Annotated in this window: 17 protein-coding genes and 2 tRNA genes; 7 read left to right on the forward strand and 12 right to left on the reverse strand. The window is 64.3% G+C overall.

Annotation, left to right across the window (positions count from 1 at the left end):
• Positions 1–31: 31 nt before the first annotated feature.
• The 4 genes from AiwAL_RS00780 to AiwAL_RS00795 form a co-directional block, all read right to left on the reverse strand.
• A complete protein-coding gene (locus tag AiwAL_RS00780; RefSeq protein ID WP_262311915.1) occupies positions 32–766 on the reverse strand; it encodes a hypothetical protein in 735 nt (244 codons plus the stop codon).
• Between the two features lie 77 nt (positions 767–843).
• The gene (recA, locus tag AiwAL_RS00785; protein WP_235703705.1) at positions 844–1,884 is read right to left on the reverse strand and encodes a recombinase RecA; all 1,041 of its coding nucleotides are present in this window, start codon (positions 1,882–1,884) and stop codon (positions 844–846) included.
• A 168-nt stretch (positions 1,885–2,052) separates the two neighbouring features.
• Complete coding sequence (locus tag AiwAL_RS00790; RefSeq protein ID WP_235703706.1) at positions 2,053–3,180, reverse strand: aldose epimerase family protein; 1,128 nt, start codon at positions 3,178–3,180, stop codon at positions 2,053–2,055.
• 9 nt (positions 3,181–3,189) lie between these two features.
• The gene (locus tag AiwAL_RS00795) at positions 3,190–4,845 is read right to left on the reverse strand and encodes an acyl-CoA dehydrogenase family protein (protein ID WP_262311916.1); all 1,656 of its coding nucleotides are present in this window, start codon (positions 4,843–4,845) and stop codon (positions 3,190–3,192) included.
• Between the two features lie 59 nt (positions 4,846–4,904).
• On the opposite strand from AiwAL_RS00795, the gene AiwAL_RS00800 reads away from it, so the two are divergent.
• The 5 genes from AiwAL_RS00800 (at position 4,905) to AiwAL_RS00820 (ending at position 6,875) form a co-directional block, all read left to right on the forward strand.
• A tRNA-Gly gene (locus AiwAL_RS00800) sits at positions 4,905–4,978 on the forward strand.
• A gap of 107 nt (positions 4,979–5,085) precedes the next feature.
• Positions 5,086–5,162 (forward strand) — tRNA-Trp (locus tag AiwAL_RS00805).
• Positions 5,163–5,233: 71 nt separating this feature from the next.
• Positions 5,234–5,428, forward strand: coding sequence for a preprotein translocase subunit SecE (gene secE, locus AiwAL_RS00810; RefSeq protein WP_316044757.1), 195 nt, complete (start codon positions 5,234–5,236; stop codon positions 5,426–5,428).
• Positions 5,429–5,437: 9 nt separating this feature from the next.
• Positions 5,438–5,968, forward strand: coding sequence for a transcription termination/antitermination protein NusG (nusG, locus tag AiwAL_RS00815; protein ID WP_235703709.1), 531 nt, complete (start codon positions 5,438–5,440; stop codon positions 5,966–5,968).
• A gap of 7 nt (positions 5,969–5,975) precedes the next feature.
• Positions 5,976–6,875 (forward strand): alpha/beta fold hydrolase, encoded by a 900-nt coding sequence (locus AiwAL_RS00820; protein ID WP_262311917.1) that lies wholly within the window; start codon positions 5,976–5,978, stop codon positions 6,873–6,875.
• Between the two features lie 2 nt (positions 6,876–6,877).
• Here AiwAL_RS00820 and AiwAL_RS00825 read toward each other — a convergent pair whose 3' ends face one another.
• Positions 6,878–7,303, reverse strand: a complete 426-nt coding sequence (locus tag AiwAL_RS00825; protein WP_262311918.1) for a MaoC family dehydratase — start codon at positions 7,301–7,303, stop codon at positions 6,878–6,880.
• Positions 7,304–7,779: 476 nt separating this feature from the next.
• Between AiwAL_RS00825 and galU the strand changes: the two genes are divergently transcribed.
• Together galU and pgmG are read left to right on the forward strand one after the other, a co-directional pair.
• Positions 7,780–8,658, forward strand: coding sequence for a UTP--glucose-1-phosphate uridylyltransferase GalU (gene galU, locus AiwAL_RS00830; RefSeq protein ID WP_235703712.1), 879 nt, complete (start codon positions 7,780–7,782; stop codon positions 8,656–8,658).
• Positions 8,651–10,069, forward strand: a complete 1,419-nt coding sequence (pgmG, locus tag AiwAL_RS00835; protein WP_235703713.1) for a phosphoglucomutase/phosphomannomutase PgmG — start codon at positions 8,651–8,653, stop codon at positions 10,067–10,069. Before galU ends, pgmG begins: the two co-directional genes overlap by 8 nt.
• Positions 10,070–10,075: 6 nt before the next feature.
• On the opposite strand, the gene AiwAL_RS00840 is transcribed toward pgmG, so the two are convergent.
• The 7 genes from AiwAL_RS00840 to murJ are packed head-to-tail and all read right to left on the reverse strand — an operon-like array spanning position 10,076 to position 18,255.
• Positions 10,076–11,053, reverse strand: a complete 978-nt coding sequence (locus AiwAL_RS00840) for an ABC transporter ATP-binding protein (protein ID WP_235703714.1) — start codon at positions 11,051–11,053, stop codon at positions 10,076–10,078.
• The gene (locus AiwAL_RS00845) at positions 11,050–12,054 is read right to left on the reverse strand and encodes an ABC transporter ATP-binding protein (RefSeq protein WP_235703715.1); all 1,005 of its coding nucleotides are present in this window, start codon (positions 12,052–12,054) and stop codon (positions 11,050–11,052) included. The genes AiwAL_RS00840 and AiwAL_RS00845 overlap by 4 nt, the downstream gene beginning before the upstream one ends.
• A complete protein-coding gene (locus AiwAL_RS00850) occupies positions 12,051–13,025 on the reverse strand; it encodes an ABC transporter permease (protein WP_235703716.1) in 975 nt (324 codons plus the stop codon). The genes AiwAL_RS00845 and AiwAL_RS00850 overlap by 4 nt, the downstream gene beginning before the upstream one ends.
• A gap of 3 nt (positions 13,026–13,028) precedes the next feature.
• Positions 13,029–14,051, reverse strand: coding sequence for an ABC transporter permease (locus AiwAL_RS00855; protein ID WP_262311919.1), 1,023 nt, complete (start codon positions 14,049–14,051; stop codon positions 13,029–13,031).
• The gene (locus AiwAL_RS00860) at positions 14,048–15,694 is read right to left on the reverse strand and encodes an ABC transporter substrate-binding protein (protein ID WP_235703718.1); all 1,647 of its coding nucleotides are present in this window, start codon (positions 15,692–15,694) and stop codon (positions 14,048–14,050) included. Before AiwAL_RS00860 ends, AiwAL_RS00855 begins: the two co-directional genes overlap by 4 nt.
• Positions 15,691–16,692, reverse strand: a complete 1,002-nt coding sequence (gene trpS, locus AiwAL_RS00865) for a tryptophan--tRNA ligase (RefSeq protein WP_235703719.1) — start codon at positions 16,690–16,692, stop codon at positions 15,691–15,693. Before trpS ends, AiwAL_RS00860 begins: the two co-directional genes overlap by 4 nt.
• Positions 16,693–16,701: 9 nt before the next feature.
• Positions 16,702–18,255: a murein biosynthesis integral membrane protein MurJ gene (gene murJ, locus AiwAL_RS00870; protein ID WP_262311920.1), complete on the reverse strand. Its 1,554-nt coding sequence runs from the start codon at positions 18,253–18,255 to the stop codon at positions 16,702–16,704.
• Positions 18,256–18,294: the final 39 nt, after the last annotated feature.

Genomic DNA, 18,294 nt, shown 5'->3' on the forward strand with positions numbered 1-18,294 from the left:
ATGCGTCGTGCGGGGCCGGGGCCGTTGCCCGTCATATCAGCAGTTTAATCGGCAGCGCGACGATCGAGGAAAACCTCTGCGCCACGAAATCGAAGCTGATCTGGCATTCGATGCCGCAGCGGCCGATATGCTCAAGCCATGTCTTGCCGATGGCTTCGGTGTCCGGGTGTTTCATGTTTCTCAGCAGGGAACCGGTCGCAAAAATCCGGGACTTGAGCTGGTACCCGTTGGCGACTTCTTCGGTGATGTAATTCACCATCCGCTCCCATTGCGACTTGTACCGGGGCTGGTGCATCGACTCGCCGAATTCGAACAGGATGTTATCGCCAAGGAACGGGTGCGACCGAATTCCAATGACCGCATTGGCGTTTTTCATAAAGGCGATATTCTCGTCCAGCCCGTCCATATGAACGAGCCATTTGTCGTCCTTGTAGCAAAGATAGTCGAAGCCCATGAGTTCCCCGATCGCCCACGGAGCGGCTTTCGGGATTTTGGCCTGGGTGGCGGAGGCGACGGGATCGTCGCTGATGGCGAGATCGATGAACACCGGCGTCCAGCCGGCGGCGGCGGTTTCTTCCAGAATCTCATAATTGTTCGAGATGAAAAAATGGGGATAGCGTGGATCGACCGGCGTCGGATTGGCGGTCTTGGCGCTGGAGGGGCCGCAGAATATCGAATAGATTGCAAGATTATCCATCGTTCCCCCGCTGCGGCTAAACCTGACCGAAGCCGGGCGCATTGTATGGACGCGGGCGGCGCCGGGCAAGCCGCGCCGGCGACGGCGGGCGGCGCCATGGATTGCTTCGGCCGCGTTGCGGCCTCGCAATGACAGGAGCGAAAATATTATTCGGCGGCTTCGGCGGCCTCGGTTTCGGAAGGATCGACCATCAGCGCCTTTTCCACCACCAGAGCCTGATCGCGGATGCGCGCCTCGATCGCGGCGGCGACATCCGGGTGCTCGCGCAGGAACTGCTTGGCGTTCTCGCGGCCCTGGCCGACGCGCTGGCTGTCGTAGCTGAACCACGCGCCGGATTTCTCGACGATGCCCGCCTTCACCCCGAGATCGATCAGCTCGCCGACCTTGGAAATCCCCTCGCCATACATGATGTCGAACTCGACCTGGCGGAACGGCGGCGCCAGCTTGTTCTTGACCACCTTCACCCGAGTCTGGTTGCCGGTGACCTCCTCGCGGTCCTTGATCGCGCCGATCCGGCGGATTTCCATGCGGATCGAGGCGTAGAATTTCAGCGCATTGCCGCCCGTCGTGGTTTCCGGGTTGCCGAACATCACGCCGATTTTCAGGCGGATCTGATTGAGGAAGATCATCATGGTTTTCGAGCGCGAGATCGATCCGGTCAGCTTGCGCAGTGCCTGGCTCATCAGCCTTGCGTGCAGGCCGACATGGCTGTCGCCCATTTCGCCTTCGAGTTCGGCGCGCGGCACCAGTGCGGCAACGCTGTCGATCACCAGCACGTCGATCGCGCCCGAGCGCACCAGCGTATCGGCGATTTCCAGCCCCTGTTCGCCGGTATCCGGCTGGGAAATCAGCAGGTTGTCGACATCGACGCCCAGCTTGCGGGCATAGATCGGGTCGAGCGCGTGCTCCGCGTCGATGAAGGCGCAGGTGCCGCCGCGTTTCTGCGCCTCGGCGATCGCGTGCAGCGCCAAGGTGGTCTTGCCCGAGGATTCCGGCCCGTAAATCTCGATCACCCGGCCGCGCGGAAACCCGCCGATGCCCAAAGCGAGGTCGAGCCCGAGCGAGCCCGACGGGATGGTGTCGACTTCCTCGCTGCCGGGCCGCGCACCCATGCGCATGATCGAGCCCTTGCCGAAAGCACGCTCGATCTGCGCGAGGGCGGCGTCGAGAGCCTTGTTCTTTTCCATCGTGAAACTCCTCAAGCGTGTATTATTAGCCGGGACGCAACCTAAAGGCGAAATCACTTTAGCGACGGCCGAGCGACTCGTCGAGCATGAGTTTCGCATGAAGAGAACAGAACAGCAACGCGATTGGAAAGGATTTATTAATAATTCGTTCCCACTCTGTTCGCATTTTTACGAACTCACCCCAAACCGCCAGATCGTGGTTGACCGAAATTCCACCCCCGGATCGAGTCGCGTCGAGGGAAATTGGGGCTGGTTCGGCGAATCAGGAAAATGCTGGGTTTCGAACGCGAAACCGTCGCCCTGCCGATAGAGCGCGCCGCCCGAGCCGATGATGGTGCCGTCCAGCTTGTTGCCGGTGTAGAACTGCACGCCGGGTTCGGTGGTTTCGATCGCCAAGGTTCGCCCCGAGACCGGATCATGCGCCCGCGCCGCGAGTCCGAGCGCACCCTCCGGCTTGTCCAGCACATAGCAATGGTCGTAACCGCCGGCGAGGGCGAGCTGCTCGAAGCCGGCGCGGATGTCGGCCCCGATCCGCTTGCCGGCGCGAAAATCCATCGGCGTGCCGTCCACCTTCTCGATCGCGCCGGTTGGAATCTGTCCAGCGTCGGTAGGAAGGTAACGGCCCGCGTAAATCGTCGCGACATGATCGAGCGCCGATCCCGCGCCATTGCCGGCGAGGTTGAAATAGCAATGGCTGGTCGGATTGAGCACGGTCGCGCGTCCTTCGACCCGCGCCGCATAGTCGATCCGCAGCGCATTCGCCTCGTCCAGCGTGTAGGTAACTTCCAGAGTAAGGGTGCCCGGAAACCCGTTATCGCCGTCCGCGCTGACAAGGCGCAGGGTCGCGGCATTCGGCCCGGCAGAAACCACATCCCAGATCCGGTGGCTGAAATTGGGTGTCGCCCCCCCTTCGTTGCGCTTCCCGCGATCCTTCGGATCGCCGGAACCTTGCACAACTCCGCCCGCCATGCCGCCATGCAGCGTGTTCGGGCCATTATTGGCCGCGAGATGGCAGGGCTCGCCATCCAGAATGAAGCGCGCGCCGGCGATCCGATTGGCATAGCGTCCCACCAGCGCGCCGAAATACGGGCTGCGCGTCTCGTAATCGGCGATATTCCGGCAGCCGAGCGCCACATTGGCGAAACTGCCCGCCCGATCGGGCACCGAAATCTCGGTGAGCGTCCCGCCATAATCGAGGAAACGGACGACCATCCCGCTCGCGTTACGCAGGGTGTATTGGCGCACGAGCGCGCCTGCGCTGGTCTCGCCATAGGACGCGGCGTCGATATCAGACATCAAAAACTCCTAACCAACTGGAATTACGGCAGATCGATCGAGAATCGCGGCCAGGTCGATCCCGTCGGGCAAGGCCCCGAACGCCAGGCCGGGGCGCGCGATTCGCGCGCGGATGAAGGCTTCGGCAACCGGCGCCGGGGCGTGGCGGAGCAGCAGGGCGGCGGCGAAGGCAAGGGCGGCATGTTCGACGATCCGCCGCGCCTCGGTCTCGATGGCATGGGGTTTCGCCAGCGCGTCGCCGATGCCGGAGATCAGCGCGTCGAGCGCCGTATCCACCCCGCGCGCCGGGGCCAGTTCCACCATCAAAACGTCGGCCGCACCCTGGGTTCGGGTCAGCGCGCGCAGCACGTCGAGGCAGATGACGTTGCCCGCCCCCTCCCACACGCCGTTCAGCGGCGCCTCGCGATACAGCCGGGCGATCGGGTGATCCTCGATGAAGCCGTTGCCGCCATGGCACTCCAGCGCCTCGGCGACCAGAGCGGGGGCGCGCTTGCAGTTCCAGTATTTGGCGACCGGCACGATCACCCGCGCCAGCGCCGCCTCGGCCGCGTCATGCGGCGCGGCATCGACGGCGGCGGCGGCGCGCATCGCGAGCCACAAAGCCGCCTCCGCCTCCAGCGCCAGGTCGGCGAGCACCGCGCGCATCATCGGCTGGTCGATCAGCGCTTTCTGGAACGCATGGCGGCGGCTTGCGTGGAACATCGCGAGGCTGGTTGCGTGACGCATCAGGGATGCCCCGCCGATCGCGCATTCCAGCCGGGTCAGATGCGCCATCTCGATGATCGTGGCGATGCCGCGCCCATCCTCGCCCACCATTTCGGCGTCGAGATCGTGGAACTCGACCTCGGAGGACGCGTTCGAGCGGTTGCCGCATTTCTCCTTGAGCCGCTGGATTTCCACACCGTTGCGCGATCCGTCGTCGCGCCAGCCCTGGGCCAGAAAACAGCTCACTCCGGCATCGGTGCGCGCCAAAGTGAGAAACAGATCGCTGGTCGGCACCGAGAAAAACCATTTATGGCCGGTCAGCGCCCAGCGCCCGTTGCCCGAACGGCGCGCCGTCGTCTGGGTCTGGCGCAGATCGGAGCCGCCCTGCTTCTCGGTCATCGCCATGCCGACGCTCAGCGCCGATTTTGCGCCCGGCGGCAACGGGCGCGGATCGTAATCGGCTGAAAGAATCCCGTCCCGATAGCGGCCGAGCAACTCCGGCGCATGGCGCAGCGCACCGAACGAGGCGAAGGTCATCGCCTCCGGGCAGCACACGCCCGGCTCGCCCTGACCCCAGAGATAAGCGATACCGGCACGGACTACCTGCGCGCCAGAAGTTTGTGCCGTCCAGCCAAGCGAATGATATTCCGACCCCCGGATCAGCCCCATCAGTTCATGCCAGGCCGGATGGTATGCAACCTCGTCGATCCGGTTGCCGAAACGGTCGAACGCCCGCAATTCCGGGACATAGCGATTGGCGTCACGCGCGAGGTCGCGCAGTCGCGCCGAGCCGATCACCGCGCCGCATGCGGCAAATTTCTGCTCCGCCCAACCGGCGCCGAGCGCCGAAATCGCCTCGCTGAAGGCGCGATCTTCGGTATAGGCATTGTAGTCCGGCGGTTCGCCCGCCTGATTATAGACGTCGTGCGTACTGACCATATCGTCAATGTAGTCACCCATTGCCGATTTGTCTCGCCGGCTTGAACCAGCGAGGCGCGCGGCCTATACGCGGGGGCGGTGCGGGTGTAGCTCAACGGTAGAGTCCCAGCCTTCCAAGCTGGTTGTGCGGGTTCGATTCCCGTCACCCGCTCCAAGGCTCCGTGCAGGTCCCATGGTTTCGCGGTCGCACTTGACAGCGGAGCCCGCGCGTTGTGCAAGGCGGGCGGATGCGCGCGCGCGCCGTCGGCGACCTGTCTCCGCAGGGGTGTAGCTCAATTGGCTAGAGCGCCGGTCTCCAAAACCGGAGGCTGGGGGTTCGAGACCCTCCACCCCTGCCAGAAACCTGTCGCGCCGGGCGCGGGCGCGCGTGATGCGGAAACCGTGAAGTTATCGATGGAGCATGTCGAAATTGGCGTTCAATCCGGCGAAATTCCTGAGCGACGTGCGCAGCGAGGCGGCCAAGACGACCTGGCCCTCGCGCAAGGAAACATTGGTCACCACGGGTGTCGTCCTCGCGATGGTCGCGCTGACGATCGTGTTTTTTCTGGTGGTGGATCAGGTGATCGGCCTCGGTATGCGAGTGCTGTTCGGCCTCGGGGGTTGAGATAGAATAATGGCTAAGCGCTGGTATGTCCTGCACGTCTATTCGGGGTTCGAGAAGAAAATCGCGGCCCAGATCACCGAAACCGCCGCGCAGAAAGGGCTGTCGGATCAGATCGAGCAGGTGATGGTGCCCACCGAGGAGGTGGTCGAGATCCGCCGCGCGCAGAAGGTCAACGCGGAACGCAAATTCTTCCCCGGCTACGTGCTGGTGAAAATGGAAATGACCGACGATGCTTGGCATCTGGTCCGCGACATCCCGAAAGTCACCGGTTTCCTTGGTACCAAGATCCGCCCCACCCCGATTTCCGACGCCGAGGCCGAGCGCATGATGCGCCAGGTCCAGGAAGGCACCGAGCATCGCCGCCCGGCGGTGGTGTTCGAGATCGGCGAGCAGGTGCGCGTGGCCGATGGCCCGTTCACCAGCTTCAACGGCGTGGTCGAGGATGTGGACGAGGAAAAGGGCAGGGTGAAGGTCTCGGTCTCGATTTTCGGCCGCTCCACCCCGGTCGAACTCGAATACGGGCAGGTCGAGAAGGTCTGATCCGGTCATGGCGCCCGGCATCGAAACGATCCGGGTCGCCGCCAACGGTCTCGAATTCGCGGTCGATACGTGCGGCGACGGGCGGAAGCTCGCTCTCTGCCTGCACGGTTTCCCGGAAAGCCGGTTTTCCTGGCGCTATCAACTGCCGATACTGGCATCGCTCGGCTACACCGCCTGGGCGCCCGATCTGCGCGGCTATGGCGAGAGCGCGCGGCCGAAGGGCGTCGCCGCCTACCGGATTTCCGAACTGCTCAAGGATGTCGCCGGCCTGATCGACGCGGCGCGCGCCCGCGGCATCGACGGCGAAATCGTGCTGATCGGCCATGACTGGGGCGGCGCGCTGGGCTGGTTCTTCGTGCTCAACGCGGTGCGCCCGATCGACCGGTTCATCGTGATGAATCTGCCGCACCCCTACCTGTTTGGGCGCGGGCTGCGCACCTGGCGGCAATTGCGCCGCTCCTGGTATATTTTCTTCTTCCAGTTGCCGGTTCTGCCTGAACGCCTGCTCGCCGCCGACCATGCGGCGCGGATCGCCCGCGCGTTTCGCGGCATGGCGGTGGATAAATCCCGTTTCCCGGATGCGGTGCTCGATGTCTATCGGCGCAACGCGCTTATCCCCGGTGCACTGACCGCGATGATCAACTGGTATCGCGCCAATTTCCGCAATCCGTTCCGCAATCTTGCTTCAGCCAGGCACCTCGCGGTGCCGACCCTGATGCTGTGGGGCGAGCGCGATTCGGCGCTGGGGCGCGAACTGACCATCGGCACCGAGGCATTGGTCGAGAATTTCACCCTCCGCTACCTGCCCAACGTGTCGCATTGGGTGCAGCAGGAGGCGCCGGAGGCGGTCAACGCGATGATCGCGGCGTGGCTTACCGGGAAGCCCGTGCCGGAGTATTCGCCCTAAAATCAAGCGGTTTCGAGGAGAACGCCCTTGCTGGTGCCCTCAAGTGCAATCACGCCGGTATCGAGCAGCGTCAGCGTGCCCGCGCACGCGACGATGGTGCCGAGGTCGGGCTTCGGCTCGATCTCCGTAATGATCCAGCGGATCAGGGTGCGCGCCTCCATCGGCACGGCACGGCGGAAGCGGAAGCTGAATTCCAGCCCGACCGTGGGACCGAACTGGGCAAAATGCGTTGCGTTCAGGCCCATCATCCGCGCCGTGGTTTCCGTGCCGCTCGCGATCAGCCTGCCGAACCGCGACGCCGCGGCGTGCGCCGTGTCGTGATGCATCGGGTTGAGATCGCCCGCCATGCGCGCGAATCTCTGCGACGATTCGGTGTCGAACACGTGCTCGGCCTCGAAAACTGCATCGAGCTTCACCATTTCATTCATGGCTAGTGTCCCGATTCGGAAGTTCGTTATCGTCATACCCGGCACCATACGAACTTCCGAATCGAAAGGACACTAGCAAGTGTATGATTCTAGTGTGGTTTATGGTTCTGAAGTTCCTAAAAGCGGCCGCCGCGTGTGTGTAGGAACTTCAGAACCACCACACTAGTGTCCCGATTCGGAAGTTCGTTATCGTCATACCTGGCACCATACGAACTTCCGAATCGAAAGGACACTAGCAAGTGTATGATTCTAGTGTGGTTTATGGTTCTGAAGTTCCTAAAAGCGGCCGCCGCGTGTGTGTAGGAACTTCAGAACCACCACACTAGTTGATTTCCTTGTCACGTCTTCTTGTCCGGCGCGCCACGCCGTGGCACTCACCCGGCCAATGGCGCATCGGAAGGTGCCATAAGGGCAGGATTGCGTCCATTCATTCGGCGGTTCATGCCGGTTGGGGTTTCTGTTTTCAGGGGGATACATTGCCGATCAAGCCTTTGCGCAAAGCGGTCCTGCCGGTCGCCGGCCTCGGCACGCGGTTCCTGCCGGCCACCAAGGCGATCCCGAAGGAAATGCTGCCGGTGGTGGACAAGCCGCTGATCCAATACGCGATCGACGAGGCGCGGGCGGCGGGAATCGAGCAGTTCTGCATGGTCACCGGCCGAGGCAAGACCGCGCTGATCGACCATTTCGACGTCGCTTTCGAACTGGAAGCCACCCTCGCCGAACGCGGCAAGGACCAGGAACTCGGCATGCTGCGCTCCGAGGCGATGGAGCCGGGCTCGATCGTCACGGTGCGCCAGCAGGTGCCGCTCGGCCTCGGCCACGCGATCTGGTGCGCCCGCGCCTTTATCGGCGACGATCCGTTCGCGATTCTGCTGCCCGACGATCTGGTGCTGAGCGACACGTCCTGCCTGAAACAACTGGCCGACGCCTATCGCGAGACCGGTGGCAATGTCGTCGCGGTCGAGGAAGTGCCGATGGAACAGGTTCATCGCTACGGCGTGCTCAAAATGGGCGAAACTCATGGCAACCTCGTGGAGGTGCTCGGCCTGGTCGAAAAGCCCAAGCGCGAGGCCGCCCCCTCCAACCTGTCGATCATCGGCCGCTACGTGCTGCGCCCGGAAGTGATTCAGCACCTCGCGCGGATGGAGCGCGGCGCCGGCAACGAGGTGCAACTCACCGACGCGATGGCGAAAATGATCGGCCACGCGCCATTTTTCGGCCTGAAATTCGAAGGCCGCCGCTTCGATTGCGGCGACAAGGCCGGCTATCTGGAGGCGCAGCTCGCCTTCGGCCTGGCCCGCCCCGATCTCGGCCCCGCGATCCGCAGCTTTCTGAAGGCATATATCGATGCATGACGGCACACGCTTCGCCCATCCGTTCCCCGCAAGCTCGCTGCGCGAATACGATATTCGCGGCATCGTCGGCGAAAGCCTGCACAAGGCGGATGCCTTCGCGATCGGGCGAACCTTCGGCTCGATCGTCGCGCGCAACGGCGGCGTGCGGGTCGCGGTCGGGCGCGACGGCAGGCTTTCCTCACCGGAGCTTTCCACAATACTGATCGAGGGGCTGATGGCCAGCGGCATGGCGGTGACCGATATCGGCTGCGGGCCGACGCCGCTGCTCTATTTCGCCGCGACCACCGAAGCGACCGACGGCGCGGTGATGGTGACCGGCAGCCACAACCCGGCCAGCTATAACGGCTTCAAGATGATGCTCGGCCGCAAACCGTTTTTCGGCGCGCAGATCCAGGAGCTCGGCCGGCTCGCCGCTTCGGGCGACGTGGTGCCCGAAGCCGGGGGTTCGGTTGCCGAAAAGGATGTCAGCGACGCCTATATCGCCCGGCTGTTGCAGGATTGGGATGGCGGCGATCGCATGCTCAACGTGGTGTGGGATTCCGGCAATGGAGCGGCCGGCGATATTCTGCGCCGGCTGGTGAAATCCTTGCCGGGCAAGCATACCGTCCTGAATGGGGAGATCGACGGGCGCTTTCCCGCGCATCATCCCGACCCGACCGTTCCCAAGAATCTCGAACAACTGGTCGCCGCCGTGCGCAAGCAGGGGGCGGATATCGGCATCGCCTTCGACGGCGATGCGGACCGGATCGGCATCGTCGACGACACCGGCGAAATTCTGTTCGGCGACCAGTTCCTCATCCTGCTCGCGCGCGACGTGCTTGCGGCCAATCCGGGCGCGACCATCATCGCCGATGTGAAGGCGAGCCAGGTGCTGTTCGACCAGATCGCCGCCGCCGGCGGCAAACCGCTGATGTGGAAGACCGGGCACTCGCTCATCAAGTCGAAAATGGCCGAAACCGGCGCGCCGCTCGCCGGTGAGATGTCCGGCCATATCTTCTTCGCCGATCGCTGGTACGGGTTCGACGACGCGCTCTATGCCGCCATCCGGGTGCTGAACGCGGTGATCGGCAGCGGCAAGACGGTGTCCGCCTTCCGCAAGAGCCTGCCGCAGGTGATCAACACGCCGGAGCTTCGCTTCGATTGCCCGGAAGACCGCAAATTCGCGGTGGTGTCGGAGGTCGCCGAGCGGCTGCGCGCCGACGGCGCCAAAGTCTCGGAAACCGACGGCGTGCGCGTCTCGACCGAGGATGGCTGGTGGCTGCTGCGCGCCTCGAATACCCAGGCGGTACTGGTCGCCCGCGCCGAAGCCTCGTCCGATGCCGGCCTCACGCGGCTGAAGGCGACGCTCGCCTCGCAACTCGCCGCCTCCGGCCTTGCACCCGATTTCTCGGGCGCCAACGCGGGTCATTGAAAGGGGCTAAATCCGCGGATGATGGCAGGCGGTCAGCCTGCCGTCAGGGAGCGGCGCTAACGGCGGCTTGGTCGTCGTGCAGATTTCGGTCGCGAATCCGCACCGAGGATGAAACGGGCAGCCCGATGGCGGGTTGGACGGACTCGGCGGGTCGCCGGCCAGAACGATCCGCCGCTTCTCGCGCGCCCGCGCCGGATCGGCGACCGGAACCGCGGAAATCAGCGCCTGGGTATAAGGATGCGCGGGCGAGGCAAGTACCGCCTCGGCCGGACCGAGTTCGACGATCGCGCCGAGATACATCACCGCGACCCGATCGGCGATCTGCCGCACCACGCCGAGATCGTGCGCGATGAACAGGAACGCGAGGCCGCGCGCGCGCTTCAGATCGGCGAGCAGATTGACGATCTGCGCCTGCACCGAAACGTCGAGTGCGGAAACCGGCTCGTCGGCGACGATCAGCTTCGGAGCCAGCGCCAAAGCGCGGGCGATGCCGACCCGCTGGCGCTGGCCGCCGGAAAATTCATGCGGAAACCGATCGAGCTGTTCGGGCCGCAGCCCGACATCGGCGAACAGCGAGGCGACCATATCGCGGATTTCGCCGCTTCTGCCCCGGCCATGCACGATCAGCGGTTCGGCGACGATATCGCGCACTCGCCGGCGCGGATTGAGCGACGCATAAGGGTCCTGGAAAATCATCTGCAATCCGGCGCGGGTTTCGCGCAGGGCTCTGCCGCTCTGCCGCGTGATATCGCGCCCGTCAAATTCGATTTTTCCGCCGCTCGCTTCAAGCAGCCGCGTCACGCAGCGCCCGAGCGTCGATTTGCCGCAGCCGGATTCGCCGACCAGACCAAGCGTCTCTCCCGGTGCGATGGTGAACGACACATCGTCCACCGCGCGCACCACGGTTCTGCCGCGCCGCGACAGCGCGCCGCCGCTGACATAATGTTTGGACAATCCTTCGACGCACAGCAGGGGAGTGTTCATGCCGCAAGCGCCTGGTCACGCGCACCGGCGCGCTCGGCGGCGGGAATGATGCAGGCGGCGCGGTGCCCGGCCTCGCCGATCAGCGGCGGACGCACCGCGCATTCGGCGCGCGCGAAGCCGCAACGCGGCGCGAAGGCGCAGCCCTTTGGTCGCCGGTCCAGTGCTGGCGGCAGGCCGGGGATCGTCGCCAGCCGCGCGCGGCGCGCGCCGCCGAGTTCCGGCATCGACCCAAGCAGCCCCCAGGTATAGGGATGGCGCGGATCGGCGAACAACGCCGCGGTCGAAGCCGTCTCGATGATCCGCCCGGAATACATCACCGCGACCCGGTCCGCGGTCTCGGCGACGACGCCGAGATTATGGGTGATGAGTATCACCGCCGAACCGAAATCGTCCCGCAACCTGCGGATCAGATCGAGAATCTGCGCCTGCACCGTCACATCGAGCGCGGTGGTCGGCTCGTCGGCGAGCAGCAGCGCCGGATTGCACGACAGCGCCATGGCGATCACCGCGCGCTGGCGCTGCCCGCCGGACAATTCCTGCGGATAACGCCCCGCCGCGCGCGCCGGATCGGGCAGGCCGACCGCGTCGAGCAGTTCCACCGCGCGCGCCCGCGCTCCATGGCGCGACAGCCCGGTATGGATGCGGATCTGCTCCATGATCTGCGCGCCGATGGTGTGAACCGGCGTCAGCGCCGTCATCGGGTCCTGAAAGATCATCGCGATCGCGCCGCCTCGCAGCCGCCGCAGCACATCGGGGCTTTGGCCAACCAGTTCCGCGCCCCTGAAGCGGATCGAGCCGCTGACGATGGCGTTGGGGTCGCCGATCAGATCGAGAATCGCGAGAACCGTCAGGCTCTTGCCCGAACCCGACTCGCCGACGATGCCGAGGATTTCCCGTTCCGCGACATCGAACGACACGCCATCGACCGCGCGCGCCACCCCGTCGCGGGTGCGGAACGCCACCGCGAGATCGCGCACCGACAGCAGGCCAACAGCGCTCATCGCCGCACCCTCATGCGCGGATCGAACGCGGCATAGACGATATCCACCGCCGCGTTCGAGACGACCACGAAGACCGATGCGTAGATCACCGTCGCCATGATCATCGGCAAATCCAGCGTCTCCAGCGCCTGATAGGTGAGATAACCCACGCCCTGCAGGCCGAACACCACTTCGGTCAGTAGCGCGCCGCCGCCGACCAGAACTCCGAAATCGAGGCCGAACAGCGTCACCACGCTGACCAGCGAGCAGCGCAGCGCGTGGCGCAGCAGCACCTGCCGTTCGGACAATCCCTTGGCGCGCGCGGTGCGGATGAAATCCTCCTGCATCGTCTCGATCAGGGCGGCGCGGAGCACCCGCGCATAGAGCCCGATATACAGAATCGCCAGGGTGATCCAGGGAATCACCAGAGCCTTGAACCAGCCGAGCGGCGATCGCGAGAACGGGATATAGCCGAGCGGCGGCACCCAGGAAAACAGCCAGGTGTGATGATATGCGCCCTGAGTGATCAGGTTCGCCATGGTCCCGACCCAGAACACCGGCATCGAGATGCCGATGAGCGACAGCACCATCAGCAGCCGGTCGATCCAGCCGCCGCGAAAGGCGGCGGCGAGGGCGCCGATCAAAATCGCGAAGCCGATCCAGATCACCGCCGCTCCGCTCACCAGCGACAAGGTTACCGGCGCCGCCTTGAACACCTGCGGCACCACTTTCTCGCCGAGATTGACGAACGAGGTGAGGTTCCGCGTCACGAACAGCTTCTTCATCATCAGTGCGTATTGCACGGGCAAAGGCCGGTTCAGGCCAAACTGTTTTTCGACCCGTGCGATGGTCTGCGGCGACGCATCCTTGCCAGCGATGCGCGCGGCCGGATTGGCGCCGGGGGTCGCGAAGAAAATCAGGAACACCAGAACCGAAATGCCGAACAGCACCGCGATCATGTGCGCCAGCCGGCGAAGAACCGTGCCCGCCATCGGTCAGTTTCTCAGCTTCGCGCGCGGATCGAGCGCATCGCGCAATCCGTCGCCGAGAATATTCAGCGCGAGCACGGTGATGACGATGGCCAGCCCCGGTGCGATGGCGACGATCGGGCGGGTGTAGATCAGGCTTTCGCCGTTATGGATGATGGTGCCCCAGCTCGCGGCCGGCGGCTGCACCCCGATCGACAGAAACGACAGTGCCGCCTCGGTCAGCATGTCGAGTGCCACGATCAGCGGTGCGAACACGACCAGCGATGAAATGACATTGGGCAGGATGTCGAACCACAAAATGCGCCATGACGGCGCGCCGATCCCGATCGCGGCAAGCACGTATTCGCTCTGCCGCAGCCCGAGCACGAGGCCGCGCACCGGCCGCGCGACATAGGGCACGTAGATCACCCCGATAATGGTGATCGGCAAGGCAAGGCTGGACGCATCGAGCCGGATCGGGCCGATATCGATGCCGTGCGCGATCAGCACGACCGACAGCGAAATCGCCAGCAGGAATACCGGAAACGCCCAGAGCGCGTCGAGCAGCCAGGAAATCGCCCGGTCAGTCCAGCCGCCGAAAAAACCGGCGAGAATGCCGGTAAGCGCCGCGAGCACAAGGCAGATCACGGCGGCGGCGAAGGAAACCAGCAGCGAATTTCGCCCGCCATAGAGCATGCGCGCGGCCACGTCGCGTCCCTGTCCGTCCGCACCGAGCATATACGGGCCGAGTTTCCAGCTCGGGCCGATCGGCTCGACGCCGAGCCGTAACGGATTATGCGCCGCCCCCAGAACCTCGACCATTTTGCCGTGCCGCAAAACGGTGCCGGAAAGATTCGATTCGAACGGATTGGTATGGGCGATATCGCGCGCATAGAGGGGAGCCGCTGCGCAGAGCAGAATGATCACGATCAGCGTCGCGAGCGCTGTCATCGCGGCACCGTCGCGCCGCAATTTGCGCATCGCCGTCGCCCAGTAACCCGGCGCGGGCGGGGCGATATCGTCGATCCGTAATTCGGTTGCCTGGCTCATTTGATCACCGCGAGCTGGGGTAAAAAGAAATACTCGCCGCTGAACCGGAAATGCCTGAGCCGCGCCGAGACGAAATCGAGCCGGTTCACCGAAAGCAGGCTGGCGACCACCGCCCGCCTGGTGATCTGGCGATCGACATGCGCCCAGATCGCGTCGCCCGCACGGGGATGTTTCAGCGAAATGAGCTCTGCGTGCGCCATCTCCGCATCGATCGCGGGGTCGCAGAAACCCGAGATGTTGATCGAATTGTCCGAACCTTTCTTGAACGATTTACAGGAAAACAGCACGTTCAGAAAATCCGATGGCGCGGGATAATCCTGCGCCCAGTCGGTTATCGAAATCTGCACGTTGTTATTGGAATTCTGGATATAGGTGAACTGGAGATCGGGCGAGATCGGCTTGACGCTCGCCTTGAAGCCCAGCCTGTTCAGCACGCCCTGAAGATAGACGCCGAGTTGCCGGTACGGCGATTGAATCTGGGTCACCACCGTCACCTTCTGGCCGATCATGCCGGATTTCTGCATGTAATGGCGGGCGCGCTTCCAATCGGGGGCCGACCAGTCCGCCCCAGGATTGCGGGTGAACGGACAATAGGGGACATAGCCCGGCATCTGCGGCGGCAGGATCTGGCAGGACGGGGTCGCGAGCGCATTGCCGCCGGACAGTTTCACAGCCGATTCCCGGTTCACTGCGTAATTCACCGCGAGCCGTGCATATTTGTTGTTGAACGGCGGAATGTTCACGTTCATCGGCGCATAGAAAAACCAGTTCACCGGCGTGATATGGATCTGCTTGGTGTAGTGGGTCGCCATCTGGTTCAGCCGGTCGGCCGGGGCGTTTTCATACATCCAGTCATATTGGCCGTTTTCCACCGCGGTCACCTGCGCCTCGGCGGACAGCCCGAACCGGTAGAGAATGCGGTTCGGAAATCCCTTCGGCTGGGCGATCGCGCTCCATTGATGAAAATGAGGATTGCGCACCATCACGATTCCGTTAGACGGATCGTAGCTTTTCACCATATAGGCGCCAGTTCCCGGAATCGGCATCGTTCCCATGTCGCGATCCGGCGTGTCGGCCGGCAGAATCGAGCCGAAGGGAACCGCGAGCTGGTCAAGAAACTCGGCATCGGGGTGGCGCAAATGAAATGTCACGGTGTTCGTCGCGGGATCGGCGATCAGGCCGGGCAGGGTGCAATGGCCGGGATGGGCAAGGCAGCGCCGCCCGCCGACGATCACGTCATACCAGGTGCCGGCATTCGGACTGTTCACCTTGAACAGCCGGCGGAACGAATGCACGACCGCCTGCACGGTCACCGGCGCGCCGTTGGAAAATTCAATGCCATGGCGCAGATGAAACACGTAGGTCGTGCCATGATCGGTCGGTTTCGGCAGGTTGGTCGCAAGATCGGGCACGACCTCGATCGAACCGGGACCGCCCACCTTCGCGAAGGTGACCAGCCCGTCATACATTGCCTGGTAGATTTCCGCATAACGCAGCGTGTAGTTGATCTGCGGATCGAACGACCCCGAGGCCGCTGTGGTTACGAGGCGCAGCGTTCCGCCGTATTCCGGGGTGTTGGTGGCGGCGCGCGCCGTGGCGAGGCTCGCGCCGAGGAGTAGAAATATCGCGAGGATTCGCCTCATCGCGCCGGCAGCAGCCCGACGATGCGCTCCGCCTCGCGAACGATCGGCTCCGCGATCGCCGCCGCCCGCGCGGCACCATCCTGCAGGATTCGCTCGATCGTGCCAGGGTCGGCGGCGAGCCGTGCGGCCTCCGCGCCGATCGGCGTGATCTTTGCGACGATCAGCTCGGTCAACCTCTCCTTGAACGTGCCGAAACCCTGGCCGCCATGGTCGCGCAGCACGTCGGCCACACGAGCGTCAGCCAAAGCCGCGTAGATGCCGACCAGATTGCGCGCCTCCGGCCGGCCGTCCAGATTCTCGGCGGACTCCGGCAAGGGCTCGGGATCGGTCTTGGCGCGGCGGATCTTCTGCGCGATCGTATCGGCGTCGTCGGTCAGGTTGATCCGGCTCTGATCGGACGCATCGGATTTCGACATCTTCTTCGTCCCGTCCCGCAAACTCATGATCCGCGCGGTCGTGCCGATGATACGCGGTGTGATCGTCGGAAAGAACGCGATGCCGTAATCGTGATTGAATTTCTGCGCGATATCGTTGGCAAGTTCCAGATGCTGGCTCTGATCCTCGCCCACCGGCACTTCGGTCGCGTGATAGGTCAGAATATCGGCGGCCATCAGGTTCGGGTAGACGAACAGCCCGGTCGAGACGTTTTCCCGATCCTTGCCCGCCTTGTCCTTGAACTGGGTCATCCGGCCGAGCCAGCCGAACCGGGCGACGCAATTGAAAATCCAGGCGAGCCGCGCATGAGCGTGAACCGCCGATTGATGAAACAAAATACTGTGAACCGGGTCGATGCCGCAAGCAATGAGAAGGGCTGCGTTAGTGCGGGTCTGCGCGCGCAAGGCGTCCGGCTCCTGCCAGACCGTGATCGCATGAAGATCGACCAGGCAATAGATGCTCTCGTTGCCCTCCTGCAACGCCGCCCAGTTCTGAATGGCGCCGAGATAATTGCCGAGATGCGCGATGCCGGTAGGCTGGATGCCCGAAAAAATGCGTGCCATGGTCCTCTATCAGCCGGCTTGCGCGGCCGGGTCAAGCGGGGGCGGGCGGCGCAGCAGGATGCGCAGTTCGTCCACCCGAAATGCCCCGATCGCCAGCCCGACCAGCGCGAAGATCGCGGTTCCGCCGGCAACCAGCAGAACCAGGCCGAGCGGCGCGGGCCATCCCATGACACCCGCCCCGCGCAACAGCAAAAGCCCGGCGGCCATCACGGCGCATGCGATCGCGATTCGCGCGATCCGGCCGGTCAATCGCGCATCGGCGATGAAATCGCCGCGTTTCGCCAGCAGAAACGCCAGCATCCCCACATTGAACCAGGCGGCGATGCTGGTGGACAGCGCAATGCCCACCTGCTGGAGCGGATGCATCAGGGCGAGATTGAACCCGAGATTGATCGCGACCGCGCCGATGCCGATTTTCACCGGCGTTTTCGTATCGCCCCGCGCGAAAAAACCCGGCGTGAACAGCTTCACCAGCACGAAAGCCGGCAGACCGACGGCATAGGCTGCCAATGCCGCCGCACTGCGTGCCGCATCGGCGCCGGAAAAAGCGCCATGGGCGAACAGGGTCCGCATGATCGGCAGGCCGATCGCGCCGAGTGCCGCCGCACCCGGCAGGGTGAGCAGCAGCCCGAACTCGATCGCGCGGTTGAGCGTGCCACGCGCGGCCTCGGTCTCGCCGCGCCGGAACTGCCGCGACAGGCTGGGCAGAAGCGCCGTCGCCAGTGCCGCGCCGATCACGCCGAGCGGCAGCTGGTTCACCCGGTCGGCATAGTACAGAACCGAAACCGTGCCGTTCGGCAGCAGCGAGGCGATGATGGTATCGACCGTCAGATTGATCTGCGTCACCCCGGCGCCGATCAGTCCGGGGCCGAGCCGGCGCAGCACGATCCGCGCCCCCGGCGTCAGGCGCGGGCGGTGCAGCCGCAGCGGCACGCCGGCGCGCGCCATCGCCCGGCCGAGCAGAGCGAATTGCACGATCCCCGAAAGCGCGACGCCATAGGCCAACGCCTCCGGCACGCGCTGGCCCGCGCGGTGCAGAACGAACAATGCCCCGATGATACAGATATTGAACAGAATCGGCGCGGCTGAGGCCGTCGTGAATCGACCGCGCGCGTTCAGCACCCCGGCGAACAAGGCGCACAGGCAGATCAGCCAGAGATAGGGAAAGGTGATGCGCGACAGCCGCACCGCCAGCGCGAATTTCGCGGGTTCCGCACGAAATCCCGGCGCCAGCGCATCGAGCAGGACCGGCATGAACACCATGCCGAGCAGCATCAGCGCGAACAGCCCGATCACCATGATCGAGGCGATCTCCTCGGCAAGGCGCCGCGCCGGGACGTCGCCTTCATGCGCGAGCGTGCCGGCATAGGCTGGAATGAACGCCGCGCTGAACGCCCCCTCGCCGAACAGGCGGCGAAACAGGTTGGGCAGGCGAAGGGCGACGAAAAACGCATCCGCCGCCGGACCGGCGCCGAGCATCGCCGCGATCAATATGTCGCGCAGGAAGCCGAGAACCCGGCTCCCCATCGTCCAGGCGCCAACGGTCAGCGCATTGCGGATCATCGGCCTGCTCTAGCCCGACGCACGCGCGGTTTCCAGCCG

It is taken from the genome of Acidiphilium sp. AL, assembly GCF_025499445.1.
GTDB lineage: Bacteria > Pseudomonadota > Alphaproteobacteria > Acetobacterales > Acetobacteraceae > Acidiphilium > Acidiphilium iwatense.

What these genes read in the sequence shown, in the direction of transcription:
- nusG (WP_235703709.1), top strand. Translation starts at nt 5,438, where the DNA reads ATGGCTAAGCGCTGGTATGTCCTGCACGTCTATTCGGGGTTCGAGAAG.
- recA (WP_235703705.1), bottom strand. Translation starts at nt 1,884, where the DNA reads ATGGAAAAGAACAAGGCTCTCGACGCCGCCCTCGCGCAGATCGAGCGT.
- AiwAL_RS00820 (WP_262311917.1), top strand. Translation starts at nt 5,976, where the DNA reads ATGGCGCCCGGCATCGAAACGATCCGGGTCGCCGCCAACGGTCTCGAA.
- AiwAL_RS00860 (WP_235703718.1), bottom strand. Translation starts at nt 15,694, where the DNA reads ATGAGGCGAATCCTCGCGATATTTCTACTCCTCGGCGCGAGCCTCGCC.
- AiwAL_RS00855 (WP_262311919.1), bottom strand. Translation starts at nt 14,051, where the DNA reads ATGAGCCAGGCAACCGAATTACGGATCGACGATATCGCCCCGCCCGCG.
- AiwAL_RS00790 (WP_235703706.1), bottom strand. Translation starts at nt 3,180, where the DNA reads ATGTCTGATATCGACGCCGCGTCCTATGGCGAGACCAGCGCAGGCGCG.
- pgmG (WP_235703713.1), top strand. Translation starts at nt 8,651, where the DNA reads ATGCATGACGGCACACGCTTCGCCCATCCGTTCCCCGCAAGCTCGCTG.
- murJ (WP_262311920.1), bottom strand. Translation starts at nt 18,255, where the DNA reads ATGATCCGCAATGCGCTGACCGTTGGCGCCTGGACGATGGGGAGCCGG.
- AiwAL_RS00825 (WP_262311918.1), bottom strand. Translation starts at nt 7,303, where the DNA reads ATGAATGAAATGGTGAAGCTCGATGCAGTTTTCGAGGCCGAGCACGTG.
- AiwAL_RS00850 (WP_235703716.1), bottom strand. Translation starts at nt 13,025, where the DNA reads ATGGCGGGCACGGTTCTTCGCCGGCTGGCGCACATGATCGCGGTGCTG.
- AiwAL_RS00795 (WP_262311916.1), bottom strand. Translation starts at nt 4,845, where the DNA reads ATGGGTGACTACATTGACGATATGGTCAGTACGCACGACGTCTATAAT.
- trpS (WP_235703719.1), bottom strand. Translation starts at nt 16,692, where the DNA reads ATGGCACGCATTTTTTCGGGCATCCAGCCTACCGGCATCGCGCATCTC.
- AiwAL_RS00845 (WP_235703715.1), bottom strand. Translation starts at nt 12,054, where the DNA reads ATGAGCGCTGTTGGCCTGCTGTCGGTGCGCGATCTCGCGGTGGCGTTC.
- AiwAL_RS00840 (WP_235703714.1), bottom strand. Translation starts at nt 11,053, where the DNA reads ATGAACACTCCCCTGCTGTGCGTCGAAGGATTGTCCAAACATTATGTC.